At 52.9% G+C, this 23,390-nt stretch carries 23 protein-coding genes; 4 read left to right on the top strand and 19 right to left on the bottom strand.

What is annotated here, in order from left to right; translation table 11 throughout:
• Positions 1 to 232 precede the first annotated feature (232 nt).
• The 4 genes from C4F51_RS09440 (at position 233) to C4F51_RS09425 (ending at position 4,030) form a co-directional block, all read left to right on the top strand.
• On the top strand, positions 233 to 1,561 hold the full coding sequence (locus C4F51_RS09440) for a TRZ/ATZ family hydrolase (protein ID WP_193909284.1): 1,329 nt from the start codon (positions 233 to 235) through the stop codon (positions 1,559 to 1,561).
• A gap of 18 nt (positions 1,562 to 1,579) precedes the next feature.
• A complete protein-coding gene (ubiG, locus tag C4F51_RS09435; RefSeq protein ID WP_193909282.1) occupies positions 1,580 to 2,290 on the top strand; it encodes a bifunctional 2-polyprenyl-6-hydroxyphenol methylase/3-demethylubiquinol 3-O-methyltransferase UbiG in 711 nt (236 codons plus the stop codon).
• 111 nt (positions 2,291 to 2,401) lie between these two features.
• On the top strand, positions 2,402 to 3,076 hold the full coding sequence (locus tag C4F51_RS09430; RefSeq protein WP_328701333.1) for an HAD family hydrolase: 675 nt from the start codon (positions 2,402 to 2,404) through the stop codon (positions 3,074 to 3,076).
• Between the two features lie 159 nt (positions 3,077 to 3,235).
• Entirely contained in the window at positions 3,236 to 4,030 is a 795-nt protein-coding gene (locus tag C4F51_RS09425) for a YciK family oxidoreductase (RefSeq protein WP_193909280.1), read from the top strand.
• Between the two features lie 68 nt (positions 4,031 to 4,098).
• Here C4F51_RS09425 and C4F51_RS09420 read toward each other — a convergent pair whose 3' ends face one another.
• The 19 genes from C4F51_RS09420 to fliO all read right to left on the bottom strand — a co-directional run bounded on the left by C4F51_RS09420 (position 4,099) and on the right by fliO (position 23,364).
• Entirely contained in the window at positions 4,099 to 4,524 is a 426-nt protein-coding gene (locus C4F51_RS09420; RefSeq protein WP_235992311.1) for a DUF2802 domain-containing protein, read from the bottom strand.
• Positions 4,525 to 4,549: 25 nt separating this feature from the next.
• A complete protein-coding gene (locus C4F51_RS09415; protein WP_193909277.1) occupies positions 4,550 to 5,035 on the bottom strand; it encodes a chemotaxis protein CheW in 486 nt (161 codons plus the stop codon).
• Between the two features lie 77 nt (positions 5,036 to 5,112).
• On the bottom strand, positions 5,113 to 5,991 hold the full coding sequence (locus C4F51_RS09410) for a chemotaxis protein CheW (protein ID WP_193909276.1): 879 nt from the start codon (positions 5,989 to 5,991) through the stop codon (positions 5,113 to 5,115).
• 6 nt (positions 5,992 to 5,997) lie between these two features.
• On the bottom strand, positions 5,998 to 6,819 hold the full coding sequence (locus tag C4F51_RS09405) for a ParA family protein (RefSeq protein ID WP_193909274.1): 822 nt from the start codon (positions 6,817 to 6,819) through the stop codon (positions 5,998 to 6,000).
• An 81-nt stretch (positions 6,820 to 6,900) separates the two neighbouring features.
• Entirely contained in the window at positions 6,901 to 7,932 is a 1,032-nt protein-coding gene (motD, locus tag C4F51_RS09400) for a flagellar motor protein MotD (protein WP_193909272.1), read from the bottom strand.
• Positions 7,933 to 7,939: 7 nt separating this feature from the next.
• A complete protein-coding gene (locus C4F51_RS09395) occupies positions 7,940 to 8,680 on the bottom strand; it encodes a flagellar motor protein (RefSeq protein WP_193909271.1) in 741 nt (246 codons plus the stop codon).
• Positions 8,680 to 9,837, bottom strand: a complete 1,158-nt coding sequence (locus tag C4F51_RS09390) for a protein-glutamate methylesterase/protein-glutamine glutaminase (protein ID WP_193909269.1) — start codon at positions 9,835 to 9,837, stop codon at positions 8,680 to 8,682. The genes C4F51_RS09395 and C4F51_RS09390 overlap by 1 nt, the downstream gene beginning before the upstream one ends.
• Positions 9,838 to 9,895: 58 nt before the next feature.
• Positions 9,896 to 12,100, bottom strand: a complete 2,205-nt coding sequence (locus C4F51_RS09385) for a chemotaxis protein CheA (protein WP_193909268.1) — start codon at positions 12,098 to 12,100, stop codon at positions 9,896 to 9,898.
• Between the two features lie 13 nt (positions 12,101 to 12,113).
• Positions 12,114 to 12,917 (bottom strand): protein phosphatase CheZ, encoded by an 804-nt coding sequence (locus C4F51_RS09380; protein ID WP_193909266.1) that lies wholly within the window; start codon positions 12,915 to 12,917, stop codon positions 12,114 to 12,116.
• A 136-nt stretch (positions 12,918 to 13,053) separates the two neighbouring features.
• Positions 13,054 to 13,437, bottom strand: a complete 384-nt coding sequence (gene cheY, locus C4F51_RS09375) for a chemotaxis response regulator CheY (protein ID WP_193909264.1) — start codon at positions 13,435 to 13,437, stop codon at positions 13,054 to 13,056.
• Positions 13,438 to 13,655: 218 nt separating this feature from the next.
• Positions 13,656 to 14,402, bottom strand: a complete 747-nt coding sequence (locus tag C4F51_RS09370) for an RNA polymerase sigma factor FliA (RefSeq protein ID WP_193909262.1) — start codon at positions 14,400 to 14,402, stop codon at positions 13,656 to 13,658.
• Positions 14,403 to 14,422: 20 nt separating this feature from the next.
• Positions 14,423 to 15,250, bottom strand: coding sequence for a MinD/ParA family protein (locus C4F51_RS09365; protein ID WP_193909261.1), 828 nt, complete (start codon positions 15,248 to 15,250; stop codon positions 14,423 to 14,425).
• A gap of 90 nt (positions 15,251 to 15,340) precedes the next feature.
• Complete coding sequence (gene flhF, locus C4F51_RS09360) at positions 15,341 to 16,813, bottom strand: flagellar biosynthesis protein FlhF (protein WP_193909259.1); 1,473 nt, start codon at positions 16,811 to 16,813, stop codon at positions 15,341 to 15,343.
• Between the two features lie 29 nt (positions 16,814 to 16,842).
• Entirely contained in the window at positions 16,843 to 18,942 is a 2,100-nt protein-coding gene (flhA, locus tag C4F51_RS09355; protein WP_235992445.1) for a flagellar biosynthesis protein FlhA, read from the bottom strand.
• A 626-nt stretch (positions 18,943 to 19,568) separates the two neighbouring features.
• Positions 19,569 to 20,705 (bottom strand): flagellar biosynthesis protein FlhB, encoded by a 1,137-nt coding sequence (gene flhB / locus C4F51_RS09350; protein WP_193909256.1) that lies wholly within the window; start codon positions 20,703 to 20,705, stop codon positions 19,569 to 19,571.
• Positions 20,705 to 21,490, bottom strand: coding sequence for a flagellar biosynthetic protein FliR (fliR, locus tag C4F51_RS09345; RefSeq protein ID WP_193909255.1), 786 nt, complete (start codon positions 21,488 to 21,490; stop codon positions 20,705 to 20,707). The genes flhB and fliR overlap by 1 nt, the downstream gene beginning before the upstream one ends.
• Before the next feature lie 3 nt (positions 21,491 to 21,493).
• Positions 21,494 to 21,763: a flagellar biosynthesis protein FliQ gene (gene fliQ / locus C4F51_RS09340; protein WP_193909253.1), complete on the bottom strand. Its 270-nt coding sequence runs from the start codon at positions 21,761 to 21,763 to the stop codon at positions 21,494 to 21,496.
• Positions 21,764 to 21,775: 12 nt separating this feature from the next.
• Entirely contained in the window at positions 21,776 to 22,555 is a 780-nt protein-coding gene (gene fliP, locus C4F51_RS09335; protein WP_193912498.1) for a flagellar type III secretion system pore protein FliP, read from the bottom strand.
• A gap of 83 nt (positions 22,556 to 22,638) precedes the next feature.
• Positions 22,639 to 23,364, bottom strand: coding sequence for a flagellar biosynthetic protein FliO (fliO, locus tag C4F51_RS09330; protein WP_193909251.1), 726 nt, complete (start codon positions 23,362 to 23,364; stop codon positions 22,639 to 22,641).
• Positions 23,365 to 23,390 lie beyond the last annotated feature (26 nt).

Genomic DNA, 23,390 nt, shown 5'->3' with positions numbered 1-23,390 from the left:
GCAGCCTTCAAAGCTCGGGTGATGCCGGAAAGCGCGATTCTGGCGCAAAAATAAACCTGCGCTGACGCCCCGGCCAGCCCGGCTGCAATATTGCTTCAGGCGACCACACAAAGCCTGAAATAATACCACAATATCAATCGTATAGGCACTAACGCGCGCGATGGCTGCCGCCAGCTGGCAACGGCAGGTATACTGCGCGCCCGCAAAGCCCTCGATAGCAACAGGATTGGATATGTCAGGCCCGCAACCTATTGAATTACTGATTAAAGCCCGCTGGGTGCTGCCCATTATTCCCGAAAATCGCCTGTTGGAAGATTGTGCGCTGGCCATCGACAGCGAGGGCAACATCGTCGCCCTCTTACCTCAGGAAGAAGCCACACGCCGTTTTATACCTGCCCGCACTATCGAGCTACCCAATCATTTGCTGATGCCGGGGCTGGTCAATTGCCACGGCCACACGCCCATGACGCTGCTACGCGGCATAGCCGATGACCAACCGCTCGAAATCTGGCTCCAGGATCATATCTTTCCTGCGGAAAAGCGGTTGGTATCAGACAATTTCGTGCGCGACGGCAGCATGCTGGCGATTGCCGAGATGATCCGTAGCGGCACCACCTGCTTTTCCGATATGTATTTTTACCCGGAACAAACCGCTCACATGGCCCGCCAGGCGGGCATACGCAGCCAGATTATGTTTCCTGTGTTCAGCGGTGCCACACCCTGGAGCAATAGCGCTGAAGAATGCTTCGCCAAGGGTCTTGAGCTGCATGACGCCTATCGCTCCAGTGATTTGATCAGCGTAGGGTTTGGCCCCCATGCGCCCTACTCGGTCGGGATTGAGATACTGCAAAAAATTGCCGTGCTGGCCCAGGAGCTTGATGCGCCCATACAAATTCACGCCCATGAAACAGCGCAGGAAGTTGAAGAATTTGTGCAGGCACATGACAAACGCCCGCTGCAACAAATCGCCGATGCCGGCTTGCTCTCGCCGTTACTCCAGCTGGTACATATGACCCAGGTCAATGCAGCCGACATGGCACTATTGAATGATAGCGGTGCTCATGTAGTGCACTGCCCTCGCTCCAACCTCAAGTTGGCCAGCGGTTTTACGCCGGTACATCAATTACTTGGAGCAGGCATCAATGTCGCGCTTGGCACCGACGGGGCTGCCAGTAACAACAGCCTGGATATGTTCGCCGAGATGAATATGGCCGCCCTGCTGGCAAAAGCCGTGGCAGGCGACGCAACCGCGCTGGACGCACACCGCGCCTTGCGTATGGCGACCCTGAGCGGCGCCCTCGCGCTGGGGCTGGAGCATCGCATCGGCAGCCTGGAAACCGGCAAAGCAGCTGATGTCATCGCCATTGATTTACACGACCTCGAATCGCAGCCCTTGTACAACCCGGCGTCACAACTGGTTTACACCCAAACCGGGCACCGCGTCAGCCATGTTTGGGTAGCGGGCAAGCCTTTGCTGCAAAACCGGCAGCTGGAAACCCTGAATGAACGCGAAGTCATTGCAAAAGCACGCTGGTGGCAACAAAATCCCCTAACCCGTTAAATGCAGGAGTCTATGCCCATGCAAACCAATGTAGATCAGGCTGAAATTGCCAAGTTTGAAGCACTTGCCAGCCGCTGGTGGGATGCGAACAGCGAATTTAAACCCTTGCACGAAATCAACCCGCTGCGAGCCAATTATATTGATGAGCGCGCCCAGGTCGCAGGTAAGGTGCTGCTGGATGTCGGCTGCGGTGGCGGGATTCTGGCCGAAGCCATGGCAAAGCGTGGCGCACAGGTAACGGCTATCGACATGGGCGCTGCACCGCTGGCGGTTGCCAGGCTGCATGCGCTGGAAAGTGGTGTAACCATTGATTACCAGCAAATTACGGTAGAAGCGCTGGCAGAACAGGCGCCGGGCAGTTTTGATGTAGTCACTTGCCTCGAAATGCTGGAGCATGTTCCTGACCCCTCGTCGGTTATTGCCGCCTGTGCAAAACTGGTAAAGCCCGGTGGCGACCTGTTTTTCTCCACTATCAACCGCAACCCCAAGGCGTACGCGCTGGCGGTGATAGGCGCGGAATACGTGTTGCGTTTATTGCCCCGTGGCACCCATGAATACCGCAAATTTATCCGCCCGTCAGAGCTGGCGCGCTGGCTGCGCCACAATGGTCTGGAATTGCAAAACACCATCGGCCTTACTTACAACCCGCTGACCAAACACTACAAATTGCATCCCCATGATGTGGATGTGAACTACATGGTTCATGCGCGCCGCATTGTGCAAAACTGATTTATTCAGCGACTGAATTCACGACCACCGGTAATACCTCAGCCGTTGCAGACAACGGTTGAGCATCCAATCCTGATTGAAACATTACCGGCTCTATAAAAGGAAACTACTGTGTCCGCCCCCTCTATCAAGGCTGTCATGTTTGATCTTGACGGTACGCTGCTCGACACCGCACCTGAATTTGTTGTTCTGATCAACCAGTTGCTGGTTGAAAAAAACCAACCTGCCCTCCCGGCCGACGCCATTCGCGCCCAGGTTTCCAATGGAGCTGCTGCGTTGATTCGCTTCGCTTTCAAGGTAGAACCCGAAGACGACCGTTTTGAGCCGCTGCGCCTCGAACTCCTTGATCGTTATCAGGAAAAAATTGGCTCCCATACCCGCTTTTTCCCGGGCATTGATGAGCTGTTGCAAAAATTGGCGCAGCACAACATTGCCTGGGGGATCGCCACCAACAAACCCTCCTTGTATACCCACAAGCTTTTAAGCGTTCTCGATATTCAACCGGCGCCGGCAAGCGTAATATGTCCGGACGATGTGCAATTCAGAAAACCGCACCCGGAGTCTTTATTTCTCGCCAGCGAGCACCTTGATTGCACGCCGCAAAACATCGTTTACATTGGTGACCACAAGCGCGACATCGACTGCGGCAAAGATGCCGGCGCTATCACCATCGCAGCAGCTTTCGGATACATTGAAGAAAACGATGACATTGATGCCTGGGGTGCGGACTACCGTGTTGAGCAAGCAAGTGATATCTGGCCCATTATCGAAAAGCTGTTGAATTGAGCAGCATCACGAAACCGCACAAGCAGCTGCGCAGATTGTGAACTCTCGCCGGGTGGTCTTTGGAAAAACACCTCCCCTGCTGCCAGGCTGTTAGCAGCTTGTTTAATTTCGCGACTGACAACTTCATTTTATTTTTATTTGATTAAAAATTTTATGCCTATGACCATTAATAATCCTTTTGAATTTCAACCGCCCTCGGCTGCCCTGCAAGGCAAAATTATTCTGATAACCGGCGCAGGCGATGGCATTGGTAAAACCGCAGCGATCACTTTCGCCAGTCATGGCGCCACGGTGATATTGGCAGGCAGAACGCTTGCCAAGCTGGAAATGGTGTACGACGAAATTGAAAAAGCCGGCTATCCGCAACCGGCTATTTACCCGATCAATTTTGAAGGTGCTCAGGAAAAGGATTATCTGGATATGTCCAACGCGCTGAACAACGAGTTCGGCCATCTGGACGGTATTTTGCACAATGCTTCGGAACTTGGGCAGCGTACACCGATTATCAATTACGCACCGGATGTGTGGCTGCGCGTCATGCAGGTTAACGTCAATGCGCCTTTCATGCTGACGCGGGCGTTAATGCCATTGCTGGAAAAAGCCCCGTCTGCGGCCGTGTTGTTCACCGGCTCTACGGTGGGCCTGCAAGGGCGAGCATTCTGGGGCGCTTACGCGGCATCGAAGGCCGCTATGGAAAACCTGGTGCAAACCCTTGCCGATGAACTGCAGGAAACCAGCCGTATTCGCGTTAACAGCATTAACCCGGGCGCAACCCGCACGCGCATGCGCGCGACGGCTTATCCTGCGGAAAACCCCGGTAGCGTCAAATCACCGGAAGCCTTGATGCCTGCTTATTTATTTTTGTTGAGTGATGCGTCTGATGGCGTTTCCGGCCAACAATTTTCCTGGTCAGAACCGGCAACGCTGCCAGAAGAAAACATTTCCAATAGCTAAAAAAATACCGGCGCTATGTATTTCCGAACCGACCTTTTGGTAAACCCGAAAAGGCAATCCGAAAATCGTTAGCGACCGGCATTTTTTCCTGCGTTTTGCATCGCTTCGATAAGCGAAGCCTCCGCCCGCGACAACCCGCAACGCCGCGCAACCTCTTCGCTGCCCAGCCCGGAACGAAACAACCGCACCGCTTCGCTGTAAGTACGAAACTCATCATCACCGGCATAATCCGCAACGGGCGCCTGCGCTTGCGCGCTGCTTGCCGGACGGGCTTCCTGATCCCGCAAGCGTTTTTCCATCGCGACCAGACGCTGCCCCATGCCCACCGCACCGGTATTGGCTACTGTCAATTCGCGATTTACGCGCGCCAACAGTTCCTTGCTCTCATGGGTTTGCTGACCGCTGCGCTTTAGCGCAATGATTGCCACCGTCAGCGCAGCCACACTTAACAGCAAACTCACTACCAACGCAATTTCGACCAGAGAGAATGACATCTGCAACAGTTCCGTCATCAAGCAATCAAATGTCGTCCAGCTCGGACCACTCTTCACTGCTCAACAATTTGTTCAGATCAATCAGAATCAGCAATTCGTCGTTCTTGTGGCAAACACCCTGAATAAATTTCGCGCTTTCTTCGTTGCCTACATTGGGTGCCATTTCGATTTCGGATTGGCGCAAATAAACCACTTCTGCCACGCTATCAACCAGAATACCGATAACATGACGGTCGGTTTCGATAATCACGATACGGGTGTTGTCGGTAATCTCGCCGCTCTGCAAATTAAAACGGTGACGTGTATCCACCACCGTCACCACGTTGCCGCGCAAATTGATAATGCCGAGCACATACGCCGGTGCACCTGGCACCGGTGCAATTTCGGTGTAGCGCAATACTTCCTGAACCTGCATCACGTTGATGCCGTAGGTTTCACCGTCGAGACGGAAAGTTACCCACTGCAGAACCGGATCGTCGTTGCTTTGCTGTGTAAAATTTTTGCTGCCCATAATGTCCTCGGTGTTATCCGGTTTTTTGTTTGTTCGCCAGCGAACAATCAACTGCTCTGGTTAGTGAAATCTGACAATCAGGTCAGACGTTTTGCATTCTTGTCGGCGGCCACCAGCATATGCCCCATGGTTTCTGTGTCCAGCAAAGCACACATGTGCTCTTTCACTGTACCGGCCAACCAGGGGCGCTTGCCACGTTCGCTGCGCCATTTGACATCTTCCGGCATCAAAGTGATGGGCTGATTGACCGAATCAACCGCCAACCCCCACGGAACGCCATTGATGGAAACAACGTAGCGCGCGGTTTTTAAAAAGTTTTCGTCGTACCGCTCCGGCATCACAAATTTGGCGGTATTCACCGTGCGAATTTTTCCTGACGGTGTGGGTTGCAGTCCCATAAACCAGTCAGCCTGGCCAAACAGCGGCGTTAACTCGTCCGTAAGCGGTTGTATTTGCCCCAACGACATCAGTGGCACTGCCAGGGTTAAACCGGACACCTGAAACAGCAGTACATCAAAACGTTGCTGCGCCCAGGATGGCCGACCATTGGTGTTCCAGGCGGGCGGCTCATCCTCACTGGTGGCCGGTGCAACTATGACTTCCGGCTCAACCACCGGTGGCACAACCGGCTCTACAACGGTACGAGTAACAGGCGGCGCAGGCGTTACAACGTTTGCGACTACCGGGGCCGGCTCGGGAATACTGACCACCTCCGCAACGACAACGGCCGGTGCTGGTGCTGGTGCTGGTGCTGGTGCTGGTGCTGGTGCAGTGACCGCAGGCAAGGCAAAGGTTTGCAGCAATCGCTGCAATTCTTGCTGACGCTCTGCTTCAACCGCCGGCTCAACAAAAGCCGGCTCAGGTTCGGCAAGTGCCACCGCAACCTGAGGTTCGGCCTCGTTAAGCAATTCGTCAAAATAATGTTGCAGAGCGGTATCAGGAGAAACACGTTGCATGGCGACTTACCTCCTGATTCCGCTGTTCATGGTTTCCGCTGACTGCCGGGCATCCAGTTGCTGTAACTGCCCCTGAAGAAAGCGAAACAACGAGCTGTAGGCTTCAACACCCCTGGCACTGGGAGAATGTATGCTGGGCGGAACACCGGCGCGACTGGCATCACGAAAACGGGTATCCACCGGGATATGGCCGGGCCAGACCCGCTCCCGCCAGGCCTGTCGCATGGTAAGCAAACTGCTCACCGATGCCTGCGTCCGCCGGTCAAACATGACCGGCACGATGGTGTATTCCGGTGTTTTGCGGCGGGACTTGCCCATCATATTCAAGGTATTGACCATGCGCTCCAGCCCTTTGAGGGCCAGAAACTCGGTCTGCACCGGAATAAGCAGATAATCGCAAGCCGCCAGCGCATTGATCATCAGCACGCCCAGTACCGGTGGCGTATCAATAATGACCCAGTCGTAATTGCTGGCAATAAGGTTCAGCGCCCGGGTGAGCACCAGACCGAGGCCATCACCCGCCGACTGCCGTTCAAGTGTGGCCAGCGCGGTAGAGGCCGGCAATATATCAAGCCCCGGTACGCTGGTAGCCTGAATCAACCGCATTACCGACGCAAATGTCAGTTGGCTGCGTTCCTGAAACAAGGTGAAAGCGCTCAACGCCAGGGTGTCGGGGTCTTGCCGGAAATAACTGCTTAATGAACCATGCGGATCGAGGTCCAACAACAATACACGTTGCCCTTGCTCGGCCGCGAGGCCCGCAAGTGAGACGCTGGAGGTGGTTTTTCCGACCCCTCCTTTTTGATTGGCAACTGTCAGGACACGCAAACTGCAGATTCCTCACTCACAAAAAGTGTCAAATTTCCAAACTTACTGATTAAAAAAGCAAAGCCCATGCCGTGTTCTCCACTATTGGGAAACACTGGCGGCGCTCGCTTCCGATGAAAGTGAAATACTACTATTCTGCCCCGATACACCGTCTGTAGCCAGCGTCTCTTGTGTATTGGCGGAAGTAAATGCCGCGCTGTCGGCCTGCAACACGCTCCCGGTAAATTGTGCGGCTGCGGCGGTTGCCTGATTATTCAGCAGATCATCCATTGCCGGTGATGCCGACAGCGCCGCTGGCGCACCAGCGCTGACCGTTACGCCAGGCCGAGGCATGGATTTACGGGCGATCATCAGCACCACCCGGCGATTACGTGCACGCCCTGCATCCGTGGTGTTTTCGGCAACCGGTTGAAACTCGCCATAACCCACGGCAGAAAGACGCACCGGATCCACCCCTTTTTGCACCATCCACTTCACAATCGCCGCCGCGCGCGCGGCAGACAATTCCCAGTTGCTCGGATAGCGCGGCAAATTGACTGGCACGTTATCGGTATGCCCTTCTACCTGAATAGGGTTGGGATACTCTTTCAGGATCAGGGAAACTTCGTCAAAAATCGACTGCGCCTGAGCGCTGGGGTCGGCGCTACCGGAAGAAAACAGAATGCTGTCATTCAATTCAATTTGAAGCCACAGCTCATTACCCGCCACACTTACCATATTGTCAGCGATCAAATCGGCAAACCGCTCTACAAACAAATCGGATATTTCGGTCAGCACATCGCGCTGATTGGTGTCATTAAAGCCGGTGTGTTCATTGCGAATATCAATGCTGCTGGGCGCTGGTGTTTTTGCCGGTTCGCCGACCTGAATCGGGTTTAAGGTGCCTGGCAGCGCCGCCTCCTCCGATTGTTCATCCGGAGACGGCAGGGAATGGGAGGGAGAATTGAAAGCTTGAACAAAAGTTTCAGACAGCACCCGGTATTTACTTTGATTGACCTGGGAGATGGAATACATCACCACAAAAAAAGCAAACAACAAGGTAATAAAATCCGCGTAGGAAACCAGCCAGCGCTCGTGGTTTACGTGAATTTCCTGGCGCCGGCGACGTACCATGGCAATCTCAATGCAAATAGCTGTTGAGTTTCATTTCAATGGAACGCGGGTTTTCACCATCCGCAATGGAAGTAATACCGTCAATCACCAGCTCACGGTACTGGGAGCGCTCGTTCACACACATCCGCAATTTATTAGCGATGGGTAATAACAACAAATTGGCCAGGGCGACACCGTAAATCGTTGCCACAAAAGCTACCGCAATGCCCGGCCCCAATTGTTCCGGGTCGGCGAGATTGCGCATAACATGAATCAACCCCATCACCGCACCGATGATGCCGATGGTCGGTGCGTAACCGCCCATGCTTTCATAAAATTTGATGGCGTCGTGATCGCGCTGCTCATCAATAATCAAATCCGCTTCAAGAATACGGCGAATCACTTCCGGTTCATTGCCATCAACCAGCAGCTGCAAACCCTTGCGGGCAAATTTATCTTTTTCGCGGTCTGCCAGTTGCTCAAGCCCCAGCAAACCTTCTTTTCTGGCGGCGGTTGCCCAGCGCACGATTTGCGCGATGCATTGTTTGAAGGGATTAACCGGCGGGCGAAATACCCAGGAAAACATATTGAGCGCCCGCTTGAGGCTGTGTTGCGGCGTTTGCAAAATAGCGGCACCCAAAGTGCCACCAATAACGATCAGCGCGGCAGGCCCATTAATTAACGAATAAATGGAACCGCCTTCAATAAAATTACCGCCGATCAATGCCGCAAAACCGATGATGACACCGAGGATGCTCAATATGTCCATTACATCACCTCACGAACCAGACGTGGGCCGATATCCGATAGTGGTAAAACCTTGTCACTAAAGCCGGCACGTGCAACCGCCATCGGCATACCATAAATAACACAACTGGCCTCGTCCTGAGACCAGATAACCGAACCGGCGGTTTTTAATAACCCGGCGCCTTTGCAACCATCCGAACCCATGCCAGTTAATACCACACCCAATACCCGGTCGTGATAAACATTGGCGGCCGAGCCGAAGGTAATATCGAGTGACGGTTTGTAATTTACCCGCTCATCATCCGGCAAAATACGCACACTGCCACCGAGGCGTTTATCGAGCATTAACTGCTTGCCACCTGGCGCCAGCAATGCCAGCCCCGGATGCAACACATCGCCATCAACCGCTTCACGCACTTCAATTTTGCATTGCTTGTTGAGGCGTTCCGCAAAGGCACGGGTAAAATTCTCCGGCATATGCTGCACCAGTACAATGGGCAACGGAAAATTGGCGGGCAAATTAACCAGAACATCATTTAACGCGACCGGACCACCGGTTGATGCGCCAATAATTAATAAATTCGGTCGTTTTTTTAAACGATCATCAGCCGAATTTTTTTCCAACGCAGAATGTTCGGGCGTCGCCGCACCCGCCTCGCGCAGGGAACGCAGCGGTGCATGGTGTGCAGCGGGAGCTGGCGCGGGTGTAGTAGCCGCAGAAGCGAGGCGCGATTGACGCAGCGCTGCAATTGCCGGCGTAGATTGCGTTGAAAAACTTTTCCCGGCGGTAGCCAGGGTTACCAGCCGTTCATGCAATTTTTTTGTCAAAGCATCCGAGCTGCGCGATACTTCGGCAAAATCCTTGGGAATAAAATCCATCGCCCCGGCAGCCAGCGCATCCAGGGTAACGCGCGCGCCTTCGTAGGTGAGCGATGAAAACATCAGGATAGGCACGCGACGATGCGCCAGAATATGTCGCACCGCCGTAATGCCGTCCATCACCGGCATTTCAAAATCCATGGTGATGATATCAGGGCGCAGCTCCGCTGCTTTTTCTACCGCTTCACGGCCATTGTTGGCAATGCCGATTACTTCCAGTTGCGGATGACGATTAATAATTTCTTTCAATCGCAATTGAAAAAAATGCGAATCGTCCACCACAAGAACTCTCAGCCGCATGAAAGCAACTCCATCAGCAAGCCATGAGACAAACGCAATTGCCAGATTTCAGCCAGCATTAATTATGACCCCAGCTGGCTGAGCCGCGCGCATAACGGCGCAACATGCTGGGAATATCCAGAATCAATGCAATAGTGCCATCGCCGGTGATAGTAGCGCCCGCCATACCTGGAGTGCCTTGCAACATTTTGCCCAGCGGTTTGATAACCACTTCTTCCTGACCGATCAATTGATCCACCACAAAACCGACACGACGGGTACCTACTGTAACGATAACCACGTGTGCGAAATCGCTTTTGTCGTGTTGCCAGGGACGCTTCACCAACCATTGTTTGAGGTGGAAAAGCGGAATCGCCTGATCGCGAATTGCAATACATTCCTGCCCGTCGACAATGTGGGTTTTGCGCAAATCCATATGGAAAATTTCATTCACGCTTGCCAGCGGCAGTGCGAAGGTTTGATTCTCCAGCATGATCATCAACGTCGGCATAATGGCCAGCGTCAAGGGCACCTTGATAATTAACCGGGTGCCTTTACCCATGGTGGATTGAATTTCAACCGTACCATTCAATTGGGTAATTTTGGTTTTCACCACGTCCATGCCGACACCGCGGCCGGACACGTCGGAAATTTCTTTTTTGGTAGAAAAACCCGGCGCGAAAATCAGATTGAACGCTTCCGTGTCAGACAGTCTCGCCGCAGTGTCTTCGTCAAACATGCCACGCTCAACGGCAATGCGACGCAATTTGACCGGGTCCATGCCGGCGCCATCATCACTGATTGCCAGTAAAATATGATCGCCTTCCTGCTCGGCAGAAAGAACAATTTGACCCATGCGCGGTTTGCCAGCGGTTTCACGCACTTCCGGCAGTTCAATACCGTGATCCACCGAGTTGCGCACCAGATGCACCAACGGATCGGCGAGCGCTTCCACGAGATTTTTATCGAGATCGGTTTCTTCACCAACCAGCTCAAGGTTGATTTCTTTTTTCAGGTTGCGGGCAAGATCGCGAACCACACGCGGAAAGCGGCCGAACACTTTTTTGATCGGCTGCATCCGGGTTTTCATGACCGAGGTTTGCAAATCGGCGGTAACAACGTCGAGGTTGGCAACGGCTTTAACCAGCGCCTCATCCTGCGAGCCAATACCCAGGCGAACCAGGCGATTTCTTACCAGCACCAGCTCGCCCACCATATTCATGATGTCATCAAGACGCTGGGTATCCACACGCACTGTTGTTTCAACAGCCGGTGGTGTTTCCCGGTCGTGGTTGGCGGCGGCCACAGCTTTGGGAGCTTCTACGGGACGCGCTGCTGCGGGTGTTGCAGCCGCCGGAGCGGCAGCAGGAGCTTGCGGCAGAGGTTTTGCCGCAGCCGGTTTAGCGGCCGCGGCAGGTGCTTTGCCTTTGCCGTGCAATTGATCCAGCAAGGCTTCAAATTCATCTTCGCTGATGGAGTCAGACGTGCTTGCAGAGCTTGAGGCAGCCGGTGCAGGTGCGGCAGCGGCTACCGGCGCAGGTGCTGTTTTACCCGGCGCTTTACCGCTCCCGTGCAATTGATCCAGCAAGGCTTCAAATTCGTCATCGCTGATATCGTCCGTGTTACCGGCTTTTACGGCTGGCGCCGGTGCTGTTTTACCCGGTGCTTTACCGCTACCGTGCAATTGATCCAGCAAGGCTTCAAATTCATCTTCGGAAATATCACTGGCAGAACCGGCCGCAGCAACAGACGGCGTTGTGCTGGCAGCGGTTTCCGGACTCAGTGCATCCAGTAGTTGCTCGAATTCTGCATCGGTAATGTCGCCATCGGGTACTGCAGCGGCAGGCGCTGGCGCAGTGGCCACCGGCTCGGGTGCAGCAGCGGGGGCAACATCTTCGCAGGACACCAGACGCTCCAGTGCAGAAATCAGCGATGCATCAACCGGTGGCAGGGTTTCATGACGCGATACCAGCTCAAATTGCTGGTTCACCGCATCCAGTGCCTGCAGCACCACGTCCATCAGTTCAGAGGTCACCGTGCGCTTGCCCGTGCGCAGGATATCAAAGAGGTTTTCAGTCAGGTGGCAACATTCCACCATGGGGGTCAACTGCAAAAAGCCGGCGCCGCCCTTGACCGTATGGAAGCCGCGGAAAATTGCATTGAGCAAATCGGTATCGTCCGGACGTTGCTCCAGATCTACCAGCTGCTGGGACAATCTTTCGAGAATTTCGCCGGCTTCTACCAGAAAATCCTGAAGAATATCTTCGTCATCACCAAAACTCATCTGCCCTTACCCTCTAGAACCCGAGACTGGAAAGCAAGTCGTCAACTTCATCCTGATTGGACACAACATCGTTGCGCCCGACCGGGTTGATTTGCGGCCCTTCCGCTTCGGTTTTTCGTTTTTCAATCAGTGCAGCGCGGTCTTGTTGATCACCGGAGCTGGTAATGCCGGCCACTTCTTCTACTTGCCCGGCGATGCGAACCAGGCTCACCAGATCCTGTTCCACATCGTTAATCAAACCAATAACGCGCTTAAGCACCTGCCCGGTGAGATCCTGAAAGCCTTGCTCCAGAATAATTTCCTGCAGGTTGCGACCCAGCTGCTCGGTTCCCACCGCCATTTGCGCGAGGAAGTCGTCCATGCGGCCGTAAAGTTCACGGAATTCATCCGGACCCATTTCGCGGCGTTTCAAACGCGCCCACTGGTCGCGCAATACACTGGCTTCCTGACCGAGATTCATCGCAATCGGTGATGCTTCATCAACCATGTCCATGGTTTTTTCGGCAGCCTTGCGGGTCAGCTCGATGACATAGTTGAGGCGATTGGAGGCATCCTGAATTTCAGAAGATTCGATGTGCGGCGGTTCGCGGGAGAGATCGGCGTCAACATGAAAATTAACGATGGCGTTATGCAGACCGCGGGTCAAGCGACCAACGGATTGGAAAATATGGTGATCACGAGAGGCCAACATTTGGTGGATCAAGTGTGATGCGTCTTCAAATTGATTGTCTTGCAATTTCTCAGTCAATAATTTGGCACACTCTTTCAGCTCGCCAATAAAATCCTCGTTGGTGTGCAACTGAATGTCTGATGTCATGGGTACGCCTTTGCCGAAGCCTGAACGTTTTATGATGAAAGCGGAGAAATACAATCAGAGTTTTATCACTCAACAGCAAGACCGGCGGCGAACAGCACAACAGTCAGGCGGAATAACGCGCTCCGTTAAATCAGTCTCAGCCGACACGCTCGAAAATTTTCTCGATTTTTTCCTTGAGAGCTTGAGCGGTAAAGGGTTTAACCACATAACCGTTCACACCGGCTTGCGCCGCTTCAATGATCTGATCGCGTTTGGCTTCGGCGGTTACCATCAGCACTGGCAGAGACGACAGACGTTCGTCGGCGCGTACCGCACGCAGCAAATCAATACCGGTCATACCGGGCATATTCCAGTCGGTGACCAGAAAATCAAAATCACCGCCTTTGAGCATAGGTAATGCCGTCACGCCATCATCTGCTTCATGGGTGTTGGAAAACCCGAGATCTCTGAGCAGATTCTTAATAATCCGTCGCATCGTCGAAAAGTCGTCAACGATCAGGATTTTCATATTCTTATCCAATGCAACCTCCAGCTACTCAAGCGTGAAACTCTAATCATTATCAAACCGGCAGATACCGGCGATGTAGTTGTTGGCAAATACGAGTGTTATAGCCGCCACTATTATGCGGTGTTTGCTGACTATGTCGGCCTGGAAACACTTTTCCTGAGTGGCATTTTGATAAAAAAGCCATTCATTACGCTAAAATGGCGTCAAATTACTCATAAATGCGTTCAGGGTCAATCTTTGCTCTTCCAATCGGTCAATCGGGTACGCAGGCGAAGCGCTGCCTGGCTGTGTATTTGACTCACCCGCGACTCGCTTACCCCTAATACCTGACCGATTTCTTTCAGGTTTAATTCTTCGTCGTAATACAGCGCCAGCACCAGCCGCTCGCGTTCGGGCAACTGCATAATGGCTTCTGCCAGCGCGCGTTTCATGGCATCGCGTTGCAACCCCTCCAGCGGGCTGGCGTAGGCGCTGCTGGATTCACTGGCATCAATGTTACTGTCGTCGTCACCAAAGGTTTCTTCGTAACTGAACAGGCGGCTGCTGTTGCTGTCTTGCAACATCGCGTGGTATTCATTGAGAGGAATATCCAGCTCGGCGGCGATTTCCGAATCCTGGGCATCGCGCCCGCAGCGGGCTTCTACCGTGCGAATGGCACTGGCGATCAAACGGGTGTTGCGATGCACCGAGCGGGGAGCCCAGTCACCACGACGCATTTCGTCAACAATTGCACCACGAATGCGAATACCGGCGTAAGTTTCAAAACTGGCGCCGCGCGTACCGTCATATTTTTGTACCGCTTCCAGCAGCCCGATCATGCCCGCCTGAATCAGATCATCTACCTGCACACACGCAGGCATACGCACCATCATGTGGTACGCAATGCGTTTCACCAGAGGGGCGTATTCCTCAACACGGATAGGCTGATTCAGTTGTTGTGTCTTGTCGTACATGGCTAATCCATCAACTGCGGCCATAACGGAACTCTCGCAGGCGGTTAATAGCGATTGTTGGCAGCCTGTAACAGGCGCTCGACAAAAAACTCCAGACGACCGGTGGGTGCGCCGGGTAACGGCCATTGATCGACAGTTTTGGCCAGATTACGAATGGCAACAGCAGCTTTTGAAGAAGGGGCGAACTCCAGCAAAGCCTTTTGCTTTTGTACCGATTTACGAACATTCTCATCAAACGGCACACTACCCAGAAATTGTAGACTCACATCGAGGAATCGTTCGCAGACGCTGTTCAACTTATTAAACATGTGCGCGCCTTCGTGCTGGGTGCGGGTCATATTGGCCACAACGCGGAAGCGTTGTACCTGATATTCCTTATTGAGCAATTTGATCAAAGCGTAAGCATCGGTGATGGATGAGGGTTCGTCACACACCACCACCACGATTTCATTGGCAGCACGCAGAAAGCTCACCACCGTCTCGGAAATACCGGCGGCGGTATCAATCACCAGAATATCAACCTGGTCACCGAGATCGTTAAACGCGTTGATAAGACCGGCGTGTTCAGCAGGACCCAGCGATGCCATGCGCTGCACACCGGAGGATGCCGGCACAATTTTAATACCAGCAGGGCCGGTCACCAGCACTTCGCTCAAGGTATGGGTGCCGGCGAGTACATCTGCCAGGGTATGTTCGGCTTTTAGTCCGAGCAATACATCCACGTTGGCCAAACTCAGGTCAGCGTCCAGCAAGACCACGCGACGGCGCAATTCTGCCAGCGCAATACTGAGGTTGACGGAAATATTACTCTTACCTACCCCGCCTTTTCCGCCGGATACGGCAATTACCTGCACGGGACGCAATTGACTCATTTGAGCGCTGTCTCCTGACGTTTGCTACGTCTGTTGTTCTGTACGCTTGCGCTGCCAACAGTGGCAACGCAGAAGTTAATAAAAATGCTGTTACACCAATGCACGAGTTCGCTGTTGCGAACTGACCGGGGTTGACGGTCGCATTTGGCTTTTTAACAAACCGGCTGCCCGTGTTACCAGTTGATGGCCACGCGCAACTTCAATGTGCTTTGGAATATCCTGGCCGTCAGTGGTGTAGACCAACGGCAATTTGCTCTGCTGGATTACACTCAGGGCTTCTCCCAGACTGGCGGTTTCATCCAGCTTGGTAAGAATGCAACCTTTCAAACCCGCAGCACCGTAAGCATGAATGGACGCTTTCAACATTTGCTGCTGGCTGTTACTCGACAATACCAGCAGTGTTTTAATCTCGGGCTGTTTGGCCAGCGATTGTAACTGAGCAGTCAGGTGCGGATCACCATGTCGAAAACCCGCCGTATCAATGAGAATCAGTTTGTAATTTTTCAAACTGTCAATAACCTGGCCGAGCTCCTGTTTGTCCTCTACCACCCTTACCGGCACGCGCATAATACGCGCCATAGAGCGTAATTGATCGTGCGCCGCAATGCGATAAGTATCTGTAGTTATTAGCGCGACACTGTCAGCGCCATGGCGCAATACGAAACGCGCTGCCAACTTTCCTATAGTCGTCGTTTTACCGACACCGGTTGGGCCAACAAACGCATAGATTCCGCCCTGATCTACCACGTCTCTGCCGGCTACCGGCAATTGGCGGGCGAGATTGGCCTGCGCATCGGCCCAGGCTTCCGGCAATACATCCTGACGCTTGCAGCGGGTCAAAACGTTGGCAATGATGTTCGACGTAAAGCCCATCCGTTCCAAACGACGACCCACGCTGGCAAGCACCGGCGATGACGCCATACCTTGCTGCCCGGTCAGCGCTTGCAGTTGCTGCTCGAGCATAAAACGCATGTCCGCCAGCTCGGCTTGCAAATCGGATAATTGTTGGCTTTCTGCCGCCGCACGCACCGGGTAATTTTCTTCCTGGGTATCAACCAGCGGGTAACGCTCGGCAGCGCTGGGCGCACGCGTAGCGGCGCGGACAGGCATATCTTCCTGAATACGCGGTGCAGGTTGCGAAATACGCTCCTGCTGTTCGCGAAGCAAGCTTTTAGCAGAGGCTTCGGCACGACGACTGGCCAGCATGCGCTCGCGTGCGCGCTCCATTTCATCGGCCAACTCCTGTTCGCTTTTTCCGGATGCTGAATAATTTTCAGCGTCCATGGCTCTTGAAAGCGCTGAGGCTTCGGCAAAAGCCGGGGCAAAGGAGGTGGGGCGATGCGCAGGTTCAGGAGCTGTCTGCACCGCCGGGGTTGGCAGGCTGCGCACTTGGGCCGCCTGTTGTAACTGCGCCAATTCGCTGTCAGCAGCAAGCGTTGTCAGCAGCTCAACACCGTCTTTTGTGCGGGAGCTGGAGAGAATAATAGCGTCCGGGCCAAGCTCCTGACGAACCAGCTCCAGTGCGCGACGCATATCGGCAGCCACGAAACGTTTTACTTGCATGGTGTCTCTCCGGACCCGCACTGGGGCGATTAATTGTTGGCGCCAACGCTGGCATCAATCGTAATTTGCTTGTTGTCAGGTATTTCGGTGTAGGCCAATACCCGCATATCCGGCACGCTGTGGCGAACAAACCGTGACAGCATCATGCGCAGGGGCGCTGCAACCAGCAGTACCAGCGGTTTACCCGCCATTTCCTGCTTCTGTGCCGCACTTATCAGCGATTGCTGCAAGCGCTCAGCCAGCCCCGGCTCAATAAACGCACTGTCATCAGCGCCAGATTTTTGTGCCTGTTGCACACTACCCAGCAATAACTGTTCCAGCGCGGGCTCAAGCGAGATAACTGGCAGGTTTAGCTCGGAACCGACAATGTTTTGGGCTATCTGGCGAGACAGGGCAACCCGTGCAATTGACGTTAAAGTGGCGGGATCCTGACTCTTGCCGCCGGTAGACGCCAACGCTTCGGCGATGGAGCGGATATCACGGATGGGCACCCGCTCCCGCAATAGATTCTGCAGAACTTTCAGGAACACATTGAGGTTGATGGTGTTGGGCACCAACTCTTCTGCCAGCTTGGGAGAGGATTTGGCCAGCATATCCAGCAGCTTTTGCACATCTTCATGGCCAAGCAATTCGTGGATGTGCTGTTGCAGAATCTGGTTAAGGTGAGTGGCAACCACGGTACTTGCATCTACCACGGTGTAACCGAGGGTTTGCGCTTGCTCTTTTTGTGATGCCTGAATCCAGATAGCATCCAGACCAAACGCCGGGTCTTTGGTTTTAATACCGTCCAGGGTGCCAAATACCTGGCCCGGGTTAATCGCCATCTCGCGATCCGGATAGACTTCGGCTTCGGCAACAGCAACGCCCATCAAACTGATGCGATAGGCATTGGGCAACAGATCCAGGTTGTCGCGAATGTGAACCGTAGGCACCAGAAAACCCATATCCTGAGACAGTTTTTTGCGGACGCCTTTGATTCGCCCCAGCAATTCGCCGCCCTGGTTTTTATCCACCATCGGGATAAGCCGGTAACCCACTTCCAGACCGATCACATCCACCGGCTGTACATCGTCCCAACCTACTTCGGTCGGTTCTGCCGCCGGCGGCAGAGAGGCCACCGTACGAGGAGCAGCGGGCATACCGCCGCCCTGCCCTTGCGCGTCCGGTGCCATGCGCGCAGACGAGGGAATATAGCCATTATCTTCAACCGCGACCGGCTGATTTTTTCTCCAGTGAATAAAATACGCCAGGCCAGCCGCCGCCGCGCCTAACCCCATAAATGCCACGTGCGGCATACCGGGGATGGAACCCATCATAAACAGGATAAAAGCGGCAATCGCCAGCGCCTTGGGCGTAGCAAACATTTGGCCGATCACCTGCTGGCCCATGTCTTCGGAGGTATTAACGCGGGTTACCAGAATAGCGGCAGACACAGACAATAACAGCGCCGGAATTTGACCCACCAGACCATCACCAATGGTCAGCAGAATGTACAACTCCATTGCCTGCTGAAAACTCAGGCCGTGCTGGATCATACCGATAGCCAGACCACCGATGATGGTGATCACCATAATCAAAATGCCCGCCACCGCATCGCCGCGCACAAACTTGCTCGCACCGTCCATCGCGCCATAGAAGTCAGCCTCTTTGGCAACTTCCTTACGGCGATCACGCGCCTCGTCCTGATCAATCAGACCTGCGTTCAAGTCGGCATCAATCGCCATTTGCTTGCCTGGCATTGCATCCAGGGTAAAACGGGCGCTTACTTCTGAAATACGACCGGCACCCTTGGTCACTACCACGAAGTTGATAATCATCAAAATCAGGAATACCACAATACCTACGGCGTAATTACCGCCAATTACCACTTCACCGAACGCCTTGATCACCTTACCGGCAGCATCGCTACCTTCGTGGCCGTTTAGCAGAATTACGCGGGTGGAGGCAACGTTGAGAGACAAACGCAGCAGGGTTGCGATCAGCAAAATGGAGGGGAAAACCGCGAAGTCCAACGGACGTTTGCTGTAGATACCAACCATTAACACCACAATAGAAAGCGCGATGTTGAAGGTAAAAAACGTATCCAGCAAAAAGGCCGGCATCGGCAATATGATCATTGCCAGCAACATGAGCAGCAATAACGGGATACCCAAATTGCCTTTGCTCAGGCCACGCGCCTGGCTCCACACAACTCTGGCGTCGGGTTTACGAAATTGCGGAAGTCCTGGTAGAGCCATAAGAGTACGGATTCTTGACGGTTATAAGTCTGTGTGACCCATATCGCAAAAAGCGTACCGATTTGTAAAAAAGGTTAAAAATAGTCGTAATCGAAAGAAATTGTGTAATGCACCTCTGGCTTTCATACATCTCAGACTCGCCGTAAACCCATCCATGGGGGCTCGACTGCCGCATCCATGCGGCAGACGGTCTGAGATGTATGAAAGCCAGAGATACTGGAGATATTCGGGATACCCGAAAGAATGAAAACCCCAAATCTCAAAGCGGCGGTGTTAAACAGTAGCTCAGAAGCGTCTGCGATACCTCAAGGCCAGAGATACGGGAAATATTTGAGATATCCGACAGAATAAAAACCACCAACCTCAAAGCGGCGGTGTTAAACCGTGGTTCAGAAGCGTCTGCCGCATGGATGCGGCAGTCGAGCCCCCAGGGATGGGTTCACGGCGTCTTCTGAACCACGGTTTAACGCCGCTGCCTGCACAATAGCTTTTGTTATTTCGCCGCCTCACCGGCCAAATCAATCAAACTGCATATCTTTCGGCAATTTAATATTACGAGGAAACGGCGGCCGCTCACCTTTGCCTTTACGGTAAGTACGCAACTGAAAAACGTAAGCAAGCACCTGAGCAACAGCCACATACAGTCCGGAAGGAATCTCCTGATCAATATCAGTCGTATAAAAAATCGCCCGCGCCAACGCCGCCGATTCAATAATCTCGACCTTATGCTCCTTGCCAATCTCGCGGATTTTCAAAGCAACCCGATCACCACCTTTCGCCAACAAAACAGGCGTCGACATATTGTCCTGATCATAGCGAAGCGCCACCGCAAAATGGGTCGGGTTGGTAATGATAACGTCCGCATCCGGCACCGAGGACATCATGCGCCGTTGTGATATCTCCCGTTGTAACTGACGAATGCGCCCTTTTACTTCCGGCTTGCCATCGGTATCTTTGGATTCGTCTCTCAATTCCTGTTTCGACATTTTCAGCTTTTTGTTGTGCTCCCACAGCTGAATAGGAATATCCACCGCCGCAATCACCACCGTAACCGCCGACAAAATAATCGCCGCATAACCGCTCAGCTCCAGCGAATGCACAATGGCGGTATTCACGTTTTCATCGGACAAACGAAACATCGCTTGCTGCAACGCCAATAGCAGCAAAATAGTCGCGCCCAGAATCACCACCACCTTACCCAGCGCTTTAGCCAGTTCAATCAGTGACTTCATCGAAAACATGCGTTTCAAACCGGCAGCAGGGTTCATGCGGCTGAATTTGGGAGCCATCGCTTTGCCACTGAGCAACCAGCCGCCGAGCGCAATGGGGCCCGCCACAGAAGCTACCAGCAAAATACCGAACAGCGGAAACATGCTGACAAAGCCGTCGTAAAAAGACGTAGACAAATAAGCGATCATCGCGTCCGGATCAAAAATGGACTCGCGGGGAATGGTGAAGTTATGGCGGGTTATGCCCACTATTTTGGAGGTCATGAAACCGAAAAAAATATAAAGGCCAACTGTGCCTGCTAACAAAATAGCGGTGGTGGTCAGTTCTCGCGATCGGGGAATCTGGCCCTCTTCACGAGACTTTTCAAGTTTTCGTGCCGAGGGCTCTTCGGTTTTTTCCTGACTACTGTCGCCGCCTTCTGCCATCAGGGCGCCTCCAGCAATTGCAGAACAATAAGGAAACCTTCCTGCATAATGGATTCAAACAGCGGTAAAAAATTACCCAGGCCGTACCACATCAATAACAAACCAAAGATCAGCGTGATGGGAAAGCCAACGGTAAACACGTTCATTTGCGGTGCTGAACGGCTCATTACGCCGAACGACATATTCACCACCAGCAGCGAGGTAAACAGCGGTAAACAAATCACCAAGGCCACGCTGAACATCCACGAGCCCATGCTGAACACCGTAAAAAAGTGCGAAGGTTGCAAGCCTTCCCCGGTTAAGGGAAAAGCCTCATAACTATCGACCAGCATTTGAATAACAATTAAATGTCCGTTGATAGACAAGAAAAGCAAGGTGGTCATTAACAGATAGAATTGCGATAACACGGTAACGCTAACGCCGTTGGACGGGTCATTCATGGACGCGAAACCCAGCCCCATTTTCATCGCTATCAATTGCCCGGCCAGCACAAACACATGCATCACCACTTGCAACATAAAGCCCAGCGCCAGGCCAATCAATACTTCCTTGACCACCATTACCATGCCACCCAGAGATAGAAAAGGTGTAGTGGGAATTTCCGGTAGCATGGGCGACAGCAGCATGACGGTTAACAGCGATAGCAAGATACGCACGCGCGCTGGCACCATCCGCGCGCCGATAACCGGGACGGCAAAATAGAAAGCACTGACACGTAGCAAGGGCCACAGATACTGACCAATAAACTGGTTCAGTTGCGCTTCGCTGATCAGTAGCTCATTCATACGCTAGCCGATGAGATAGGGGATGTTATTGAACAAGCGGTCAAACAAATCCATAAAGCGCGTAATCAGCCAGGGGCCAGCCATCATGATGGTCGCGATAGTCATGATAAGCCGCGGCAAAAAACTGAGGGTTTGTTCGTTAATCTGGGTGGCAGCCTGAAACATACTGACGATCAAGCCCACCACCAGGCTCGGACCAACAATCACCAACACCATGAGCATGGTAAGGAAAAAGGCGTCGGCAAAAATATCCATTACCACTTCGGGAGTCATTGGCTTTGCCCTCTACACGCCAAAACTGGCGGCAAGTGTACCCACAATCATCGCCCAGCCATCGACCAGTACAAACAGCATAATTTTAAACGGCAGAGAAATAATCAGCGGCGACAGCATCATCATACCCATCGCCATCAACACGCTGGATACCACGATATCAATCACAAGAAAGGGAATAAAAATAATAAAGCCGATCTGAAAGGCGGTTTTCAATTCACTGATGATAAAAGCCGGTACGAGAATATTGAAAGGCGTTTCTTCCGGCGTTGCGATAGGCTCCAAGCCGGCAATACCGACAAACAAGGCGATATCGCTTTCGCGGGTTTGCGACAACATAAAATCATGAAACGGTGCCGTGGTATTGGCTATGGCTTGCTGCGCGGTGATTTGTTCATTGATGTACGGCTGCAAGGCGTTTTCGTTAACCTGATTCAATACCGGCTGCATAATAAAAAACGTTAAAAACAGTGCAAGACCGATAAGAATCTGGTTGGACGGCGACTGCTGTAAACCAAGCGCCTGGCGCAAGATGGAAAACACAATAATGATGCGGGTGAAGGAGGTCATCATCATGAGAATGGCTGGCAAAAATGTCAGCATTGTCATGATCATTAAAATTTGTAGCGTAACCGTATAGTCCTGGCTGCCGTCCGGGTTGGTTTGTACCGTCAAGGCAGGCAACCCGGGAATAGCCGGTAAACTGCCGCCAATCGCTGTTGCCGAAGGTGCGGTCGGGTCATTGACCGGTGCCGGCGCCTGGGCGTGCAAAGGAGACGCTAGCAAAACCATGCAAAGCAATAGCAAAATGCCCTGTATCAACTTTTTACAGGTATGTTCGATACCGGTATTTATTTGACCATCAGCGAAGCGTTTCAAGGGTGAGGCTCCGTGGTTTGATTATTTTTGGCAGCGGTCGGGTTAAGTAAACTGCGCAGCTTCAATGCGAACTCCGAAGGTTCAGCTGACGCTGAGTCAATCACCGGTTCATCGAACACATGCAGGGTATTAATATTTTGCGGGGTTAAACCGAGCAGAATTTGCTTACCACCAACATCAACCAGTGCCAGCCTTTCGCGCGTACCCAACGGCAAACTGGCTACAATACGTAAATGGTTGTTGGCGGTAATTCCGCCCTGCCCGATACGTTTTACAAACCAGGCCAAGGCCAGAATAAGCCCCAGAATGAACAACAACCCGACAAAAACACTGAGTAAACTGCTTACACCGTTTACCTTGACAGGAGATTGAGCGGCGGGCGGCGGTACCGGTTTCGCTTTACCGCTTACCGGCTGTTCAGTAGCAGGAGATTCAGCCCCTTCTTTTAATGGGGCCGCCTCTTTTAATGGAATAGCTTGTGCCTTGTCTTCCAACGTGAGAGCTTCAGCACTGTTTTTAACATCGGCAGAGCCAGAGTTTTCTTCCAGCTCACCAGCGTCAGCGTTTTCAGCCGCATCGATAGCTTGAGCATTTTCTATCGACTCGATCGAGCCACTGCTGCTTGAGGATAGGCCATTGGCTATTTCTTCGGCCATAACAAATGGCGACCCGATGGCCGCCAGTACTATAAAAAATGCAATGAAGCGTTTTAACGCGAGCATGTGTCGGATCCTGGACATTACCAGCA

It is taken from the genome of Cellvibrio polysaccharolyticus (assembly GCF_015182315.1).
In the GTDB taxonomy this organism is placed as follows: domain Bacteria; phylum Pseudomonadota; class Gammaproteobacteria; order Pseudomonadales; family Cellvibrionaceae; genus Cellvibrio; species Cellvibrio polysaccharolyticus.
This window is presented reverse-complemented; position numbering and strand designations above follow the sequence as displayed.